14 protein-coding genes and 1 pseudogene are annotated in these 18222 nt (G+C 67.3%); 10 read left to right on the top strand and 5 right to left on the bottom strand.

All coding sequences use genetic code 11. The features are described from left to right. Positions 1-1109: SepX/GlpR family protein (locus MXD95_RS08110; RefSeq protein ID WP_518455405.1), on the top strand; the 1109-nt coding region annotated here is incomplete at its 5' end. Between the two features lie 20 nt (positions 1110-1129). Here MXD95_RS08110 and MXD95_RS08105 read toward each other — a convergent pair. Next, positions 1130-1837, bottom strand: coding sequence for a cyclase family protein (locus MXD95_RS08105; RefSeq protein ID WP_250639925.1), 708 nt, complete (start codon positions 1835-1837; stop codon positions 1130-1132). A 95-nt stretch (positions 1838-1932) separates the two neighbouring features. Between MXD95_RS08105 and MXD95_RS08100 the strand changes: the two genes are divergently transcribed. The 4 genes from MXD95_RS08100 (at position 1933) to MXD95_RS08085 (ending at position 7434) form a co-directional block, all read left to right on the top strand. Further along, positions 1933-2559, top strand: coding sequence for a YbaK/EbsC family protein (locus tag MXD95_RS08100; RefSeq protein ID WP_250639924.1), 627 nt, complete (start codon positions 1933-1935; stop codon positions 2557-2559). A gap of 118 nt (positions 2560-2677) precedes the next feature. Further along, a complete protein-coding gene (locus MXD95_RS08095) occupies positions 2678-4267 on the top strand; it encodes an MFS transporter (RefSeq protein ID WP_250639923.1) in 1590 nt (529 codons plus the stop codon). A 332-nt stretch (positions 4268-4599) separates the two neighbouring features. Further along, positions 4600-5133 carry a MarR family winged helix-turn-helix transcriptional regulator gene (locus tag MXD95_RS28185; RefSeq protein WP_250639922.1) on the top strand — a complete coding sequence of 178 codons (534 nt, stop codon included), beginning with the start codon at positions 4600-4602 and terminating at the stop codon, positions 5131-5133. Positions 5134-5676: 543 nt separating this feature from the next. After that, a complete protein-coding gene (locus MXD95_RS08085; RefSeq protein WP_250639921.1) occupies positions 5677-7434 on the top strand; it encodes a glycosyltransferase in 1758 nt (585 codons plus the stop codon). Positions 7435-7452: 18 nt separating this feature from the next. On the opposite strand, the gene MXD95_RS08080 is transcribed toward MXD95_RS08085, so the two are convergent. Further along, positions 7453-8142, bottom strand: coding sequence for a TetR/AcrR family transcriptional regulator (locus MXD95_RS08080; protein WP_250639920.1), 690 nt, complete (start codon positions 8140-8142; stop codon positions 7453-7455). A gap of 175 nt (positions 8143-8317) precedes the next feature. On the opposite strand from MXD95_RS08080, the gene MXD95_RS08075 reads away from it, so the two are divergent. The 4 genes and pseudogenes from MXD95_RS08075 (at position 8318) to MXD95_RS08060 (ending at position 11087) form a co-directional block, all read left to right on the top strand. Then, complete coding sequence (locus tag MXD95_RS08075; RefSeq protein WP_250639919.1) at positions 8318-9346, top strand: alcohol dehydrogenase catalytic domain-containing protein; 1029 nt, start codon at positions 8318-8320, stop codon at positions 9344-9346. Between the two features lie 209 nt (positions 9347-9555). Beyond that, positions 9556-9840: pseudogene (locus MXD95_RS08070) on the top strand (PLP-dependent aminotransferase family protein); the annotation flags it as partial. Between the two features lie 29 nt (positions 9841-9869). Beyond that, complete coding sequence (locus MXD95_RS08065; protein WP_250639918.1) at positions 9870-10259, top strand: hypothetical protein; 390 nt, start codon at positions 9870-9872, stop codon at positions 10257-10259. Positions 10260-10301: 42 nt separating this feature from the next. After that, the gene (locus tag MXD95_RS08060; RefSeq protein WP_250639917.1) at positions 10302-11087 is read left to right on the top strand and encodes an SDR family NAD(P)-dependent oxidoreductase; all 786 of its coding nucleotides are present in this window, start codon (positions 10302-10304) and stop codon (positions 11085-11087) included. A gap of 9 nt (positions 11088-11096) precedes the next feature. Here the strand turns inward: MXD95_RS08060 and MXD95_RS08055 are convergent, their stop codons facing one another. The 3 genes from MXD95_RS08055 to MXD95_RS08045 all read right to left on the bottom strand — a co-directional run bounded on the left by MXD95_RS08055 (position 11097) and on the right by MXD95_RS08045 (position 16021). After that, positions 11097-13721: a hypothetical protein gene (locus tag MXD95_RS08055; protein ID WP_250639916.1), complete on the bottom strand. Its 2625-nt coding sequence runs from the start codon at positions 13719-13721 to the stop codon at positions 11097-11099. Positions 13722-14550: 829 nt separating this feature from the next. Next, entirely contained in the window at positions 14551-14973 is a 423-nt protein-coding gene (locus MXD95_RS08050; RefSeq protein WP_250639915.1) for a hypothetical protein, read from the bottom strand. Positions 14974-14986: 13 nt separating this feature from the next. Beyond that, positions 14987-16021, bottom strand: a complete 1035-nt coding sequence (locus MXD95_RS08045) for a GNAT family N-acetyltransferase (protein ID WP_250639914.1) — start codon at positions 16019-16021, stop codon at positions 14987-14989. Positions 16022-17011: 990 nt separating this feature from the next. On the opposite strand from MXD95_RS08045, the gene MXD95_RS08040 reads away from it, so the two are divergent. Further along, complete coding sequence (locus MXD95_RS08040; RefSeq protein ID WP_250639913.1) at positions 17012-17959, top strand: restriction endonuclease; 948 nt, start codon at positions 17012-17014, stop codon at positions 17957-17959. Positions 17960-18222 lie beyond the last annotated feature (263 nt).

Here is an 18222-nt window from a genome sequence, read left to right as displayed (position 1 = left end):
GTGAGTGGGAGTTGGCGCCGGGGGGGTGTTTTGGGTGGGAGTTTGGGCCGCCGCGGGCCCCCCCCCCCCCGGGGGCCCCCCCCCCCCCCCCCCGCCCCCTGGCCGCCCGCATCGCAGCCACCCAGCCCCGGCCCGCCACCCAGACCCGGGGGGGCGCCCAGCCCCGCCATCCGGGGTCGGGCTCGCGGGTCAGCCCGCAGCGGGCTGCCCGCATGCGGGTGCGCCGCGGGCGCCTGGCGATGCTGGGCGCGCTCGCCCCGGTGACGGTCCTGCTCGCCATCGTGCTCGGCGGGCTGTGGATCGGCCTGCATCTCCTGGTCGACCTCGGCCTCGCGGGCTACGTCGTGCATCTGCGCCGGGCGGCGCGGGTCGAGCGTCGGCTCGAGGTGACCCGGGAGGCGATCGAGCGGCGGATCGAGGCCGAGCGGATCGCCCGCGCCCGCCGCCGTCCGGTCGGTGCGAGTTTTGCCTACCGCGAGCGCGGCGGGGAGCCAGGCGACGAGTTCGACGAGCTCACCGCGGAGGAACTCGCGCACGCCCAGGCCGAGACGATCGACCTCGGCGCGCTGATGGGCACCGTGCCCGCCGTCGATGACGTGGCGTGGCGCGGCACGGCCGGCGGTGCCAGGTACGCCGAGAGCGCCATCCCCACCGACCGCGATGCCGCGCCGGACGGGTACGCCGATCAGGACGGGTACGCCGATCAGGACGAGAACACAGCGCGTCCTCGTTCCTCGCGGCATCCCGCGGCCGCCCACTCGGGCGCCGAGACGGCCTGGGCCGAGGAGCTCGGCCGGCCGATCGGGGTGGGCCTCGAGGTCGAGGTCGGGGTCGAAATGGCGGTCGAGATGCAGGAGGCCGACGCGGTCGTCGTGCGGGCGGCCTCGCGCCCGACGGGCCGGCCGGTCGCGCGGCCGACGACCTCCCGCCCGGGCCGCGTCCAGATCAACCCGCCTGGCAGCCAGGGCAGCCTCCTTCCTCCGGCCGAGGCGCTGTCCGCCGCCGGGGGCACCGCCGCGGCGGTGCGCCCGGTCGCCGCCGACCAGACCGTGGCCGACCTGCCCGCCGACTACGATCCCCTGCTGCACCGCCACGCCGTGGGCAGCTAGGCCACGCTCGTCCCGTCGGGCTACGCGCCCAGGCGGGCGATGGCCCGCACGGGGGCGCCGTCCGCGGCGGCCAGCGGCAGCGGGAAGAGGAACATTTCGATCGACCGTCCGTGTCGCGCCGCCGTGAGCAGGCGGTCGAGGCCGGTGAGGTTCTCGACGATCACCGCTCCCGCGCCGCAGAGCACCCGGTGCGCCGCCAGCCCCGCGTCCGGGCTGGCGCTGCCCGGCGCGGACGGCGCCGTCGGGCCGCTGGTGGCGGGGGGCGTCGGATCGACGCTGGGGGCGTCGATGCCGACCGTGCGCACTCCGGCGTCGACAAGGGCCCGAGCGGTGTCGACCGCGAGGTACGGATGGTCGAGGTAGCCGGGCTGACCCCAGCGCGTCGACCAGTCGGTGACGATCAGGACGATGTCCCCGGTCCGTAGGCCCGCCGGCAGGAGGGCGGGTACCACGGGCGTGCGGGGGCCGAGGCCGCGCGCGTCGACGGGCACCGCGGGGCCGGTGAAGCGGTCCAGCGGGACCTGGTCGAGGCGGGGCAGGGCGTCGTCGATGTGCCAGGGTGCGTCGACATGCGTCCCGGTCTGCGAGCCGAGGTGCAGACGCTGCACATTGGCGCCGTCCTCGGTCGCCCGCAGCGCCGGGACAACCCTGACCTGCGGATCACCGGGGTAGACCGGCATGCCGTCGATGATGGGCACCGACAGGTCGATCAGCTCGCCGCCGGTCATCGCGGACCTCCGGTTCCCTGGGGCCGGGACAGGTCCGGGTCGACGGTGCCCCTGCCGTCGGCCAGAGCTCCGCGGCCCGCCGTAGCCTGCTGGCCATGAGTGACGTTCTGCATCCCCTCGGCGCGCTCACCCGCCTCGACCTGCTGGCCGCCTCGACTGCCTCGGCACTGTCCGGCTGGGCGGACGCCGCCACCACGTCGCTGGTCGGGCAGGCGCAGGTCGTCGAGATCGACCCGGATCTGGCAGACACGGCGGCCTTCTGTGAACGGTACGGCGTCGCGCTGGCCGACTCGGCGAACTGCGTCATCGTCGCGTCCCGGCGGGGCGGGGACACGACGCTTGCCGCCTGTGTCGTGCTCGCCACGACCCGGGCGGATGTCAACGGCCTGGTCCGCCGGCACCTGGCGGCCCGCAAGGTGTCGTTCGCGCCGATGGAGACGGCCGTGTCGGGCTCGGCGATGGAGTACGGCGGCATCACCCCGGTCGGTCTGCCGGCCGACTGGCCCGTGCTCGTCGACCGTGCGGTGGTGGAGCACCCCCGCGTGCTGATCGGGTCGGGACTGCGCCGATCGAAGTTGTGGGTACCCGGCGCGCTGCTCGCCGCACTGCCGGGCGCGCAGGTCCTCGACGGCCTCGGACAGCCGTCGCCGTCGCCGGAGGGCCGGGCGGCCCAGGCGGCCCAGGCGGCATTGCCACCGGAGAGACAGCCACCGGAGAAATAGCCATCGCGGACGTCGCACCGGGTCCACAGGTCGCGGACTTGGTGAGACGTCCGCGACAGTCCTTTCGTGGGCCCTGTGCATGTATGTAGCATGCATGTAAGCCGGCGAAAGGAAGATCGTGTCCCTCGGTGCGAAGAGCGGAACCGTGTCACCCGCGCTGTCGGTGGCCGCGCTGTGCCTCGGTGGGATGGCCGCTTCCCTCACGCAGACCGTGGTCATCCCGATCCAGTCCGAGCTGCCGGGACTTCTGGGCACGTCGGCGTCCAGCGCCGCCTGGGTGGTGACGGTGACGCTGCTGGCCGCCGCGGTGTCCATGGTCGTCGCAGGGCGGCTGGGCGACCTGCTCGGCAAGCAGCGGGTGCTCGTGGCCAGCGTGATGATCCTGCTGGCCGGCACAGTGCTGTGCGCCGTGTCCAGCACGCTCGTCCCGATGCTGGTGGGCCGCGCGATGCAGGGCATGGCGATGGGCGTCGTCCCGGTCGGCATCTCGCTGATCAGGCAGATCACTCCGCCGGCGATGGCGCCGACGGCTCTGGCCTCGATGAGCGCGACGCTAGGAGTCGGTGGCGCCATCGGCCTGCCACTTTCCGCCTGGATCGTGAACGTCAGCGACTGGCATGCCCTGTTCTGGGTGACGGCGGCGATCGACGTCGTCGTCCTGCTGCTGCTCGTTCTCCTGGTGCCCCACGTCCACGATGCGCACGGCGGCAGCCTGGACGTCGCTGGCGTGATCGGTCTGGCGGCTGGTCTGGTCGCGTTCCTGATCGGTATCTCGAAGGGCGGAGACTGGGGCTGGGCGTCGCCCAGCACCCTCGGCTCGATCCTCGGCGGCCTGGTCGTACTGGTCGTCTGGGGCGTCTACGAGCTTCGCCGGGCCGAGCCGCTCGTCGACCTGCGCTCGAGTGCGAAGCGGCAGGTGCTGATGACCAACGCGGCGGCCATCGCCGTCGGGTTCGGCATGATGGCGCAGGCCATCGTCGCCCCGCAGCTGCTCCAGCTGCCCAGGTCCACCGGCTACGGTCTCGGTCAGTCGGTGCTCGCGGCCGGTCTGTGGATGGCGCCCGGCGGGCTCATGATGATGCTGTTCGCCCCGGTCTCCAGCAAGCTGATCGCGACCGTCGGCGCCCGGGTGACCATGATGACCGGCGCGCTCGTGCTCTCGGCCGGCTATGCCCTCGGCGCGCTGTGGATGGACGCGTCCTGGGAGCTCCTGCTCGTGGCCTGTGTGACCTCGGCTGGGGTCGGCATCGGCTACGCCGCGATGCCGACCCTCATCATGGACGCGACACCGCCGTCCAAAGCCGGCGCCGCCGTGGGCCTGAACTCGCTGAGCCGTTCGGTCGGCACCAGCCTCGCCGCTGCCGTGATGGGCACTCTGCTGGCGAGTAACACCACGACGCTGGCCGGCGTGGGGTACCCGACCCATGAGGCGTTCCGGCTGTGCTTCGTCATCGGGGCGGTCGCGGCGCTGTTGGCCGTCATGCTCGCCGGCGCCGTCTCCGTTGGCCGGTCCAGCCGGACCGCGGACATCGGGCCCGTCCCGGGGAGCGGGGGTGCTGCGACCGCCGTGACGACAGGGGCCCCGGCGAACGCCGACCCCCTCACGAGCACCGAGGTTCCGGTGGGCCCCGGGTCGGCACCGTCGGCGGCGTCCGCTCCCGCCGCGCGGACGACCACCGAGACGTCGGATGTCACCACCGTGGCGTGAGCTGCTGCTCGGCGGGCTCCACGATGGTGCGTGCCGAACAGGCACGGATGACGGCGATCCGCCCGATGGTCGCTCGGCGGTTGTCCGCGAGGGGCAACGGAGAGCTATCGTCATCGTCAACTCCGGGCGGCACGCGAACGACCTCGAACGGGCCGTCTTGCGGCAGGGCAGGTCGTGGCCTGGCCCGCCGGCCCGCGTGACGTCGGCGGGGGTAGTGGCCCGGGCGTGGTCCTCGCGCTCATGGTGACGGTGGCCCCTGCTCCACATCCGGGACTGGTGGTGGCCCCGGTACCGGTACGGATTCGGTACCTGGCACGGACGAGGTGGAATCGGTGAGCGAGCGGGCCGAAGAGCGTGACCCGGGTGGTGACGGGTGTCGGGTTGACGCGCGAGTGGTCGATGATCATGATGACGGGTCGGAGCTCCTGCGGGCGATCGGACGTGAGGTCATCCGGATCAGCCGGCGGCGGATCATGACACCCGAGGGGTCGGTCCTCGACCGGTCGATGTTCCGGATCCTGTGGGCGCTGGCCGAATCGGGCCCCTCGACCATGGCCGATCTGGAGGGTCTGTTACAGCTGGAACAGTCCACGGTGAGCCGCCAGGTGAAGGCCGCGATCGGCCGTGGCCTGATCGAGCCGCATGCCCTGCCCGGTACCCGTCGGCGCATGTTCCAGCCGACCGCGGAGGGGATGCGCATCTACCAGGAGGAGGTGGATCTGCAGTCGGACATCTTCAAGAAGGCGCTCGCCGAGTTCGGCCCGGCCCGTTTCCATGCCTTCACCGTCGAACTCACGGCCCTGAACGACGCCCTCGACCGCGCCGCCACCGCAGCCGACCCGGCGACCTCTCTCGATTTCCGCTGACCTGGATCGGCCGGCGCGAGACGGGCGCCCACTCGCCTCGACGGAAAGCCCACGACGGTGGGGCGCCGGACATCTCGGTGTGGTCGCCCGGTCGACCGGGGAGAAAGTGACCAGCGTCTGCCGGTGAAGCAGGAAACCCCGGGTAATGCCCGAACGGGGGTTCGACCGCGTTCGCCGGGTGCCGTCGCCCCGGGCGGCGCGGCGCCTCCCCTGGCTGAGGGTTCCCATCAGCGCTACCTCGACCGCCGCGCACCCACGCAGCGGCCTGCGCCGGGCCCGGAGACGATCATTATGCCGTCCTCGTACATAGCCATCTGAGTAAGGGGATTGCTGGCTTTGAACGCGTGACGCCACTACTTGCCGAACACGTGGAACCACCTGCCGACGGCACCTTCGTCGACCCGAACTGGGAAGTTACGGGTTACATGTTTAATACCCTCGGGGATTTCGGCAGCGCGCGCTGTTGAGCGGACTCTCGGCGGGCGGTGTATTCGTCGGAAAGACCGGATGGGAGGATGCCACCAAAAATTGAGAGGAGATCTTGTGAATCAGGTCGGACCCGAGGGCGGAAAGAGTGCGGACGCCCACGCCGTCACCATGGTGACGACGGAACCGGCGTGCGTCAGGCCTCCGTCACTGGCCTCCGCGGGCACAGCGACGCCCGCGAAGCCGGCGATTCCCGCGCAGGCCTCCGTCGTCGATACCGTGGCCGGCACTGTCCACGGACGTCCGTCCACGTCGGCGCCGCTGACCGACCTGGACGCCTGGAAGCGGGTGCCCACGGGCAGGCTGACGGCCATCGCCGGACCTGCGCTGGCGATCGTCGTCGTCGTGATCGGGGCGGTGTACCTGGTCTGGCGGGCCGGTGGCCTGCACGGTACCGGCGTGCCCGGCCATCTGTTCTACGGGGCGGAAGTCGCCAGCTACCTCGCGATCGTGTGGACGGCGGTGATGACGTCGCGGATCCGGCCGGGTCACATCCGCCGCGCACCGGCACCCGCGGGCACCCTGGACGTTTTCGTCACCGTCTGCGGTGAACCGGTGGACATCGTGGCGGCAACGCTGCGGGCGGCCATCGCGATCAACTACCCGCACCGCACCTACGTGCTCAACGACGGCCGGATCGCCCGTCGGGACAACTGGCGCGAGATCGACAAGCTGGCCGCCCGGCTGGGCCTGCCCTGTTTCACCCGGACGGACGGCCCGAGGGGCAAGGCCGCGAACCTGAATCACGCCCTCGCCCGCACCGACGCCGAGGCGATCATGACGTTGGATGCCGACCACATCGCCGTCCCAGACCTGGCCGAGCGGGTCCTGGGCTACCTGCGAGTCCCCACAGTCGGCTTCGTCTGCACCGAGCAGCGGTTCGACGTGGGCCGCTACGACGTCCTCAACAATGCCGAGCCCATGCTGTACCGGGCGGTGCAGCCGGCGAAGGATCGCGACGGCGCGGCGAGCTCCTGCGGAAACGGGACCCTGTACCGACGGACGGCACTCGAGTCCGCCGGCGGATTCAGTGAATGGAACATCGTCGAGGACCTGCACACCTCCTACGAGCTGCACTCCCGCGGCTGGCGCAGCGTCTACCACCCGGAGCCGGTGTCCGTTGGCATCGCTCCGGCGACCGCCGCCGAGTACGCGCGCCAGCGCAGCCGGTGGGCGATGGACGGGCTACGTCTGCTGCTGTTCGACAACCCGCTGCGCAAGCCGGGGCTCACCCGCTGGCAGCGCGCGCACTACCTGCACACCGGCATCGGCTATCTGGTGGCGTGCGCACAGATGATGTTCCTGCTCGGTCCGCCGATGAGCGCCCTGGCCGGGATCCAGATCGCGGCCGGTAGCTCCCTGACCGCCTACATGCTGCACGCGCTGCCGTACCTGGTGGGCTCGATGCTGCTCGTCGCCCACCACGCCGGCCTTCGTGGTGCGCACCGCACGATCGCCAGCACTCTGTTCAACGCGCCGTTGTACGCGCTGGCGTTCGTCCGCGTCGTGCTCTCCGGTCGTCCCGAGGCCGGGACCACCGCGAAGACCGCCCTACCGCGGGTGTCCGTCCTGTTGCTGCCCCAGGCCCTGTTCGCCGCCGCGCTGATCGCCACCGTCGTCGTGGCCGGACTCGATCCGGACCGGACCGACCTCTCCGCGCTGGTGTGGGCAGGAGTACTGCTGGCGATGATCGCCGGCCCGTTGTCCGCGATCTCGCAGCGGCCATCGGTGGTCGAACGCGCCCAGCTGCCGATCCGCGTCACCATCGCGACAACGGTCCTCGCCTTCGCCGCGACCGCCCTGCTCACCGGCTGACCACTGGGGCGGAGCCGGTCAATCCCGGTGTGACAGCAGGCTGCCTGGGTCGTGGGTGGCGCCTCCTCGGTCTCGATGATCGCTGGGGGCTGGTTGATCCACGCCTTGGTCGGTGGCTCGGGCGGGGTTGTCGACTGCCGCACGGACCAGTGATTCGAGCTGGGCGGCGACGCGGTCGAGCGGCTGTGTCGAGCGTTGGGCGCGGCACATGGCGACCGCGCCTTCGATCGCCGCGATGACGAGTGTGGCGAGCGGCTCGGCCGTCCCCGAATCGGCGCCGTGCAGCCGCATCGACGCGGCGAACTGCGCCTCCCAGCCACCGAACACCGCCGCAGCCACGGCGAGGACCTCGGGGCTCGCATCGTCCGCGGGTTCCTCGATCGACACCGCGAGGACGGGGCAACCCGCCTGGAAATTCGTGCCGGTGAGCACCCCGCGCCACAGGGCGAGCAAGGCCAGCAGTCCGTCGACCGGGCCGGCACGCAGCATCCCGCGGAGCCTTGTCGCCACAGCGTCACCAGTGAAGCGGACCGCCTCGGCGGCCAGCTGCTGCTTCCCTCCCGGGAAGTAGTGGTAGGTGGAGCCCAGCGGCGTCTGGGCGTGCTTGGCAACCTCGCGGATGCTGGTGGCATTGAGGCCGCGGCGGCTGATCATATCGGCCGCTCCCGCGACGATCCGCTGACGAGACGGCGGGACCGGCTCGTCCATTGGCACCTCTTTCTCTGGCTAGGACGCCCGTCATAGCGTAACCTCGATCCCGATTATAACGTCCGTTATAAGTACTGGTGGAGAGACGCACCGCGGCCCGGTAGGACGCCGCCGGGTCCACCCGAATCGACACGCCGCAGGTGCGTGTCGCCTTCAGTCGAATCGAGGCACAGCCATGCGCCAACTCGTCATCGACGCCCCCGGCAGCTACACCTGGCACGACGCGGCCGATCCCGCACTCACCACACCGGAGCAGGCGATCGTGCGTCCCGTCGCCGTCGCCTGCTGCGACCTCGACGTCGCGGTCGCCCGGTCCCGCGCACCGCTGCCTCCCGGCTACGCTCTGGGCCACGAGGGCATCGCCGAGATCGTCGCGGTCGGCGAAGCCGTCACCGGCGTGCGGCCCGGCGAACGTGTCATCGTCCCCTTCCAGATCAGCTGCGGCCACTGCCGCGAATGCCGTCGCGGCGTCACCGGAAGCTGCGGCACGGTTCCGCCCCACGCGATGTACGGACTCGGTTCGGTCGCCGGCCTCGACGCGGGCGGGTTCGTCGCCGACCTCGTCTCGGTCCCCTACGCCGATGCCATGCTGATCCCGCTGCCAGCAGCCCTGGACCCGGTCGCGGTGGCGTCCCTGTCGGACAACATCCCCGACGGATGGCGCACAGTCGGCCCGTACGCCGACGAACTCATCGCCCTCGACGAGACCGACCGCCGCGTCCTGGTCACCGGCGGCTTGTCCGTCGGGATCTACGCCGCCGCGTTCGCCGCCGCACTGGGCGCACGCGTCGACTACATCGACACCGACCCGCAACGCCTCGCCGCCGCCGAGAACCTCGGCGCCAACCCCGTGGACGCCGACCTGCCCGACCCGAAGGCGGACCCGTACCCCGTCACCGTCAGCACGTCGGCCCACCCGGCCAGCCTGGCCGCGACGCTGAAAGCGACCTGGCCTTCCGGCGTCTGCACCGACACCGGTATCTACTACGGCCGCACCTTCACCCTGCCCATCTTCGAGCTATACATGACCGGCATCCGCTTCGTCACCGGACGTGTCAACGCCCGCGCCGACATCCCCCACGTCCTCGATCTACTCGCCACCGGGCTCGACCTGAGCCCAGCCGTGGAAACGGTCGCCGACTGGGAATCCGCACCGCGGACGTGGGCTGGTTTGCGCGGCAAGACCGTCATCACCCGCGGTTAGCGCTGAACGGTCCGGCACCGGTATGTCCTGCCGTAGCGGTACGGACGTCGAGACCGGGCCGGTCGGCCGGTCGAGGACCGGCAGGGCGGATAGCGATCGTCGTGGTGGTGGTCGCGGCCTGGTGTGCGGTGGGGTGGGTACGGCAGGTAGTGTCGCGGAGCGTGACTCTCGATCGGTGGCGGGATCGGTACGCGCAGCGTGCCCAGGGGATGATCGCGAGCGAGGTTCGGGCGTTGTTCGCGGTGGCATCCCGTCCCGAGATCGTGTCGCTCGCCGGGGGGATGCCCCCGGTTGACGTCCTTCCGTTGGACGCGGTCGCGGCGACGGTGTCGGAGCTGGTGCTGAGCCGGGGTGCGGTGGCGCTTCAGTACGGCTCGGCGCAGGGCGATCCGGGGCTGCGGGCGCGGATCTGTGACGTGATGGCGATGGAGGGCATCACTGACGCCCACCCGGACAACGTGGTGGTGACCGCCGGATCGCAGCAGGCGCTGGACTGTCGATTGCCCGGGCCTCGGCGGTCCGGGTGGCGGATGAGCGCCTGGACTTCGCGCGGTACTGGGCGGCGTTCAGCCCGGTGAGCGTGGACGCGATGGCGGTGGAGAACGCCATGACGGCGGGCGACGCAGCCCAGGCCCTACGGCTGGCCCAGGGGGTAGCGCGCGGGACGGAGAACCTGCCGCTGGCAACCTGGACCCGGCATGTGCTGGCAGTGGCGGAGGCCCGTACGGCGACCCGGGACTACCCGGGGGCGATCCGGGCGGTACAGGACATCCGTCAGCTGACGCCGGAGTGGCTGAAGCACCAGAAGCTGGCCCACCACATCCTCACGGACCTGCTGGACGCGACGAGCGTGCGGCGGGCGAAGCAATCGGGGCTGGCGGAGCTGGCGAGGTTTGTCGGGGTGGAGCCGTAGGGCTACGGTCTCGCACCGGTGGCACTTCTAGGATCGGCACCTGTGTCCATCGATGATGCTTCAGCGTCCGCCGCGGTGGTGACCGGCGCGGGTCATGGGATCGGCCTGGCGACGGCGCAGGCGCTCGCCGCCGACGGCTATAAGATCATTGCGGTCGACCGGGACCGTGGCGCGTTGGAAACGGCGGATCTTCCTTCGGGCTCGCTGCTGGTGGAGCACGACCTCGCCGATGTGGATTCCGACGTCCTCGCGAAGCTCCCCGAAGCTCTTCGCGTCGGGGTGCTGGTGAACAATGTCGGGGTCATGGACGGCCGGTCGTTTCTGGAACTGCCGGTGGCCGATGCCGCCCGAGTGCTGCAGACGAACATCGTCGGATCGTGGGCGGTGACCCGCGCGGTGGTGGATCACATGCTGGCCCGGAGCGTGCGCGGGTCGATCGTGTTCAATCTGTCGCTGCATGCGTCGCGGGTGCGGATGTGTCCGGACTATTCGATGAGTAAAGCGGCGCTGGCGATGTTCATGCAGGAGTTGGCGGTGGAGCTCGGTCCGGCCGGGATCCGGGTGAACGCGGTGTCGCCGGGGGCGATCGACACGGGCCAGGTTCCGACCGAGGAGGCGCGGGCCCACCGGGAGCGCAGCGCGGCGGTGGTGGCGCTGGGTCGGCTGGGTGAGCCGGAGGACGTCGCGAAGGTCATCGCCTGGTTGTGTTCCGAGCAGGCCGGCTATGTGACCGGGGCGGATATTCGGGTCGATGGCGGCTTGTTTCACTACAACTGGCTGCATCACCTGTATGGCAGCGCGGCGGCGGAACGCGACCGCACCCGGTAGCGGTGCGTCTCACTGTCGCCGGGCGAGTAGTGGCGCCGTCCAGGCGGTGACGCTGGCCTCTGTCCCCTCGGGCCAGGTGACCCGGCCGTGGGGGTCCGCGCCGAGGGTCCAGATATCGGCGGCGGCGAGCCAGTGACGGACGCGGCGGCCTTCGGCCCGCTGGAAGAGCACTGCTTTGCGCGCACGGGCACGTTCGAGATCGCCGTCGACGGCGGCGGCGAACACCCCAATGGCAATCGGCCCGATGGCATCGTCCAGATAGCCGCCGACGGTGAAGGTGTCGCTGGCGGAGCGAAGGAGCTCGTCGATGGTCGCCAGCGGAGCCTGGCCGATGAGGGCTGTGGCGCGGGACATCTGGCACTGGGCGATGCCGGGAGGCAGGCCGAGGTCGCGGTTGAGCTGCTCGATGTCGTCGATCTCGGCGAGGACGAGCGTCGGATTGCTCCAACATTGGGCGAGGGCCAGGTGGCGCCGGGCGAGCGCGAGGAGCAGCGGTGAGTCCTGTTCCTCGGCGGTCTGCCGGGTAAGGGCGAAATGGTGGGCCGCACGGTCGAACGTGCCGGCGCACCACCAGATGTGGCCGAGAAGTTCGTGGAGGCGGTAGTGCAGTTCCCCATCGCGGACGTTCGGGTCGAAGCGCCGTGCGAGGGCGAGAGCGGCCACGTTGTCGCCGTCGCGTGATCGGGAGTGGGCCAGGGCGATGAGGGCTTCGTGGGCGAGGCGGTCGTCGTGCCCGGTGGCGAGGGTGTGGAAGGTGGCGGCGGCGTCCCCGCCGCCTCGCAGGTCGTAGGTTTCGCCGAGGTAGTACAGGGCCAGGCGGCGCAGGTTGTTCTCGATCGGCCGTGTCGTTTCGTTGCTGAACGGTGCGAGAAGGTCGATGGTGCGCTGGAGGTCGCCGATCTGGCGTTCCATCATCCCGTCGAGCAGGGTGAGCAGGCTGCGGCCGGGTTCGGTGAGCAGGGCCTCGGGTTGGTCGCGGCCGGCGTCGATGGTGGCCCAGACACCGCGGAGCTGGACCTGCATGATGATGTACGCCAGCTCGGGGATGCTGGTCCCGAGCGTGCTGTACAGCCCGACGAGCTGCCAGAAGGCCAGGGCCTGCGTGCGGCGGTCCTGCCAGAGCGCGGAGTCGGGATCGTTGAACAGCGCGGACCAGTAGGCGACCAGGCGGCTGGCGACAGCGGCCCATTCCTCGGCGGACCACGGGTTGGCGGTGAAGGAGTCCTGCAGCCGGACGGAGGCCTGGAGCAGCTCGTGGATGGAGAAGATGTCGTCCTCGCGGTGCAGGACGAAGCTGCGGTCGAGGAAGTGCTCGACCGCCGAGGAGCGAAGCTCGGGTAGCGCGACGCGCAGCGTGCGCCGGTCGAAGACGCGCAGCAGCGCGGCGGCGCGCAGCAGATCGGACTGCGGATCGTCGAGGTCCTCCATCAGGCGCATCACGATCTGGGGCAGCCCGCCGGCGAAGTCGCTGACGTCTGGGGTGCGCCCGCGGCCGAGCAGCGCCAGGTAGTGGTTGCAGGCGACATCGAGATAGAGCGGCATGCCTTCGGACAGCCGGGCGACCTCGCGCCGTAGCGCGGCGGGGATGACCGGCTCCCCGGCGTCGTCGGCGAGGCAGTGCTCGAGGTAGTCCGCGCTGTCCTCGGCGCTGAGCATCCCGACGCGATGCTGGTCGGACGCGGGACCGTCGGTCAGCCCAGGCCAGGCCGCCGGCCCGCAGAACTCCAACGACGGTGACCGGATGTCGGCGGCCCAGTCCAGCCGGCGACGGGAGGTGATGACGAACATCGACGTCGGCAGGAAGAAGGCGCTGCGGACCACACTGTCTTCGAGATCACCGAGCCGAGCCGAACGCCGCTGGCCCGACACATGTTCGAACGTATCGAGGAAGATCGCGATGTCGGTGCTGCGCTTGGCCTGGATACGCATGAGGTCCCAGGCCAGCAGCAGCGGGAGATGCAGGCGCAGCTGTTCGGTGTCCTGCTCGGTCGCGCAGGCCTCGAAGAACGGGCAGTTCTTCCGCAGATCCCGCACCACCCGCGAGTTCTGGATCTGCCGCCAGGCGAACCGCGCCGCCCGGCTGGCACCGCCGACGACCAGGCCCGCGTTGTCAAGGACACCCTGCGTGAAATCCGATAGTTCGCGGGCAAAAAGCTGCCGCTGGGCGGCCGTCCCCAGTGACGACTGGTGCGCGACGAAGTCAGCGAGGGCGATCCCGGGATTCTGACGCGCCCAGTACAGGGCCAGGCCGGTGTCGAATGCCGGGAATTCCTTGAGGGGAGCGAGGCCGGCCCGCAGGTGCAGGACGTAGAGTTCGGGATCGCGGGCTGCCGGCTCGGAAAAGTCGATACGGACGGCCTGGCGGTTCTTCTGGTCGACGGCAAGGAACCGACGTTCGAGCTCACGGCTCAGGCTCGTCTTCCCTATCCCTCCATCGCCGTAGAAGGCGAGGACGTTGCGACGGGCAGCACTGAAGTCCAAGGTCACGTCCGGATGCTCCGCCTGCAGTTGCCGCAGTTCGTCGACCTTGCCGGCGAACGCCTCCGTTTCGGAGATCCGGTTGGTGAATATCCGTTGCGCGGAGATGCGGGCGCCGCCGAGGCGACGTGCCCGAATCTCCTCACCGATACCCATCTGGCCGCCCCCCTCGCCCGGTTGCCAACCACTGCGGTTCGCGTCGGGATCAGTCTTACCGGCCCGCACCGGTGGCCGCCTCTGTTTGCGGGAAGTGCCAGGTGGGACTGGATGCCGAGGCGCATCGCCGCGTCGCCAACCCGGTAGCCCGTGGCCGGGTGACTGGCGGCATGCCCGAGCCAGCGCCGGGCCGGCCGCAGCGATTGGCATCTCCTGTGTGGTAGATCACATCTGTTCCGTGTCGTTGGGTGACGTCCAGTCCCACGGACGAATGACGGACAAATGATCAAAGGCCCCGATCGAATCTTTCCGATCAAGGCCCTGACCCGCGAGTACTTGTGGAGGTGAGGGGACTCGAACCCCTGGCCTCCTCCGTGCGAGAGATAACCAGGCCGCCGACGAGCCAGTCATGATCTTATGTCTGGCCCAAAAGGCGCTGGTAGCAAGTGGTTTCCACTGTCGGCCGATGCCACCCGTTCTGGCTGGTTCGGCCGGCTGGATGGGCACGCTGTGGGCACGGCAGGCGCCAATGATGATCTCTCGAAAGCACAGCCTGACAGCCGATCACCGACCGGGCGCGGAGACGCTGCCGCAGCAGGCGCCTGATGGGCCCAGTAGGGAGGCAGGGACATGCTGCCGTGGACAGTGTGGGCGGCATGCCTAATTCGGCGACCTGAACGCGAGAGGCCCGGGGCCGTCTATGAAGGGGCGCCCTGCGGGGTGCCCCTTTCCGCGTGTCAAATGAACTCATCTCGGGGATCTTAAATTATTCAGATAGTTGTCGAATCACCTGACAGTCAAAATCCGCTGTACCACCTGATGATACCTATCACGAAGTCGGCGCATCAGAGCCCGGGTCTGAATCTGGGTCATTTGAGCCTGGCTCCACGCGCACATTTCCATCTGACCCTTCGATCGTCAGAGTACAGAGAATAGCACCATCCGCCCCGTGTACAGTAACAGATACTGGCCTCGGTTGCGATTCTGGATGGTCACGCTCAGCTTGCATTCGACGTGCCTGTATCCACTGCTTGATGGCGCCCACAAGGCCGATCGTGCCAACCGTGGCTGTCGCCCCGTCTGCCACTTGAAGCCAAATATTCAGCACCTCAATTAGGGTGACGCCGTATCCTCGTTCCGGCTTTCTGTCGATCTCCACCGAAAGGTCGGGAATAGTTTTCTGTATTAGTTTTACAAGGTCTTGCAAATCGCCGTTGGTGAAATCGTAAGGATTTCCGGGTTGTATAATCATGACGCCATTCCAATCAGATCTCTTTCATCGCAATGCCTACGAAGTTCGGGCGCCGATTTTCAATCCGTTCCCATCGATAGCCAAGAGAGCGGCCGAACGCCTCGGCTCTTCCGCGGAAGATATCGGCTGCATCGGCCTCATGTAGCCGAATGTGAATCATCCGGCAACCCGTATCTTTGGCTAGACGGCAAGCGAGACTGTCTAGCAGAGATCCGACTCCGCGTCTTCGTTCCTTAGGCGGCACCCAAAGCTCATCTACTACGCCGACCTTCGCTCTTCTGTCATGCTCCAGATGAAATCGACCGATAAAACGGCCACGAATACGGGCCTCGACGATGTCGAGGGGGAACTCGGTCGAGAACGAGTAGAGCATCCTCCGTCTTATTTCGACATCACTTTCGCCCAAATGACCTCTCAATATTTTAATTGGATTCGGCGTCAGCCATGCTTGCGCCAGCATTTCTGGAGTCGGTGATGACGGGCGTCCTTCCATCCACTTCAGCTTCCGTATCCTTTCCTCCATAACAACGGAAGGTCCAATCCACGTCCTTCGACCGATTGTGGCGTCGTCTACGTGTTTCTCGAAATACTGCTGGCCGAAATAACCATATCCTCGATCACCCCACTTCTCGCCCCAGCTATTCGCGAATAGAATGGAGGTCTCGTCGTCGACGGAATCGATCGCACGTACGGCGTGTCGGCCGCGAAACTGCTCGTCGGGTCCCGGGGGATTCAAGATGCCACTTCTTGCGCCGAATACCCCGTCGAAGACTTGCATGCCGAGCCGTACATCGTAATGGGTAAAATCTGGAAGCCCGAATGCCCGCAGAAGTCGATTCACTCGAAATACCTGCATAACTTCAAGCCAGGTCGAAACATTCTCGTATGCGAAATCTATCCCAGCAGGAGCTGAGGCAAATACCCTAAATAGAAATCGAAGATAAGTCCAGTCAAGCTCAGGATGGTCACTAATGGCGCGAGCAGCGATCCATAGTTCTTCGGAGCTTCCATCGAACAGCGATGGAATTTTCGGTGAGGTCTCTACCATCCAGCTGCGCCCCTCGTCACCATAACGTCGACGACTACCGGGCGCAGATTCGCGCACCGTTGATCGGATCAGGATACATCTCCGGCTAGGCGCTTGCGATTCCTGGCCTTCCAAAGCTACCTGCAGCCGCCGCGGCGCCCTTGGGGCCGTTCCCGTCCCCGCGCTGTGTACTCAGGCATGTGCCTTGAGAGCCACGGCCGCTGAGATCGCCGAAGGCTCGGCAGCCCGGGTGGTGGTCGGTCTTCGACTGTGCCGCTCACAGGCTGACGGGATCGCACAGCTGGTGTTGCCCACCGGCCCTGCTGACATCCGACGTGCAATGCCCACACCTTCCACGGCTGGCAGGTCAGGAAGTACACTTGTTTGCGGATCCGCCGCTGGCAAATTTCGAACTCCCTGCGACCTGCAGCAACTGGCTCTGGCTCTGGCTGTGGTTCGCAGGTTACAGCCGCCTCGCTCTTCCCTCGGCGTATTAATACTGAGGTTCGACTTGCGTCAACAAACGATTGAAGTGGCAGTTTAATTCAACCTGATGGGGTGCAATACAATTGCGCCAGGATATGGAGAACTGGAGGTGGGTAGAGCTTGAAGACAAGTTCAGCTCCCGGACTGTCTCCAAGAGAGCTTAGGCTTGGCCGGGCCGAATGGGCACGCTTGTACATTGCCGGCCATAGGAGGAGGAGGAGGATTCTTGGATCCGTTACGGGCGTAGGCGTATGCTGCATACTTGCGTATGGTCTATCTCAAATATCGGCCGCATATGCTCCACCCGGATTTATTCCGGATGCATTGTACCTTCCAGGTGTCGCCGTGCTACTTCCACTGGGCCTGATAGTAGTTTGCGCGTGCCTCAACTCCTTCGGGCTTCGGTGCCCAGTTGCATGGATAGCAGCGTGGGTGATCATAGTATTTGGTGGCATTTCGTGCGCTACGACAGTAGGGCCGGGCTGGGGTCCTCCGCAGCGCGCCGGCTATCTGATCTCGTCTCTTGTGGGCGCCACCAGTCTAGCAATTAGTCTATATATTCCACCGAACACCAAGTATGAGATCAATCTTTTGCATGTCGTTAAAAACGTGCCCTCTCCTGAAGGTAGAACTAGACAAGGTGCTGGCCCGACAGCTATCGAAGACTGGTCTGGTGCTGAAATTGTGGCTGCTAGTTGGCTTAGGCGACTAGGCTATCCAGATGCGCAGGTCACGCCACCTGGAACGGACGGTGGTGTGGATGTATTCGCGGTAGGGGCCGTGGCTCAGGTCAAGTGGGAGGAGAAGAAGGCGGGAATCCGTTACGTTCAAAGACTGGTCGGTTCATCGAGCCTCGGACAGGATCTGTTCTTCTTCTCTAAAACGGGCTATACGGCGCAGGCTCTGAAATGGTCACAGACCTCAGAGCATCGCGTTGCGCTTTTTATAATGCGCCCTGATGGCGATTTAGACGCGGCAAACAGGCATGCGCGTGACTCGCTAGCGCTAGCTCCATCCGAAATCCCCGCAGCCACCCCGATTCGTCCAATATCCGTTCGTGTCAAACTTTCCATGGCCGTGCCTCTGCTTGTCATTGCCCTTTTTGATGTTAGTATGATCCCGGTCGCCTTAATTACATCGCCCGGGGCGAGCATCATTTTTCTTCTTGTGCTAACTGTCCCTCTTTTCCTGTTGAGTCTGTGGAGTGTGATAGCTATCCTCGAAGAGGATCTCAGGCGTTTTGTGAACGCGATTCGCCAGTACCGTCGGACGCGAGTTTGGGCAGGTTGGAAGAATGTGCTGCGCGCGAACGATATTCCTGAAGCGAGAAAATGGATGCCTCCGGACTACTTTCCCGGATTCGACCGACATTGGTCGTTCAAGTTATACCGCTCAACTCGCCATGCGCTAAGCGGCTCGCGAATTGCGAGGCGGAGAATTTCTGCAGCCCGGATGCGCTCGAAAAAGAGGTAGGCTTGTCGCTCGGGTCGCATGAAGACGAAAAGGAGATAGTCGGCTATTATGTGCCGGCGAGCATGGCCTGCGCAGTCCACCCTCAGCCGTCGCGTGCTCCTAGAATAGGTAATTCGGCGGAGTGAAAATCCAGTCGTACGTCAGAAGGCGTCAGCGGCAGGCGTGGTTGGCTCGGTAGCTACCTGCACGTAACTGGTCAGGTGCCGGCTTGATCTTTGGTTAGCTGGTTGCGGGCATCCAGGGGCGGCCCTCGGCGAGTTGGA

This window comes from Frankia sp. AiPa1 (assembly GCF_023243075.1).
In the GTDB taxonomy this organism is placed as follows: Bacteria; Actinomycetota; Actinomycetes; order Frankiales; family Frankiaceae; genus Frankia.
This window is presented reverse-complemented; position numbering and strand designations above follow the sequence as displayed.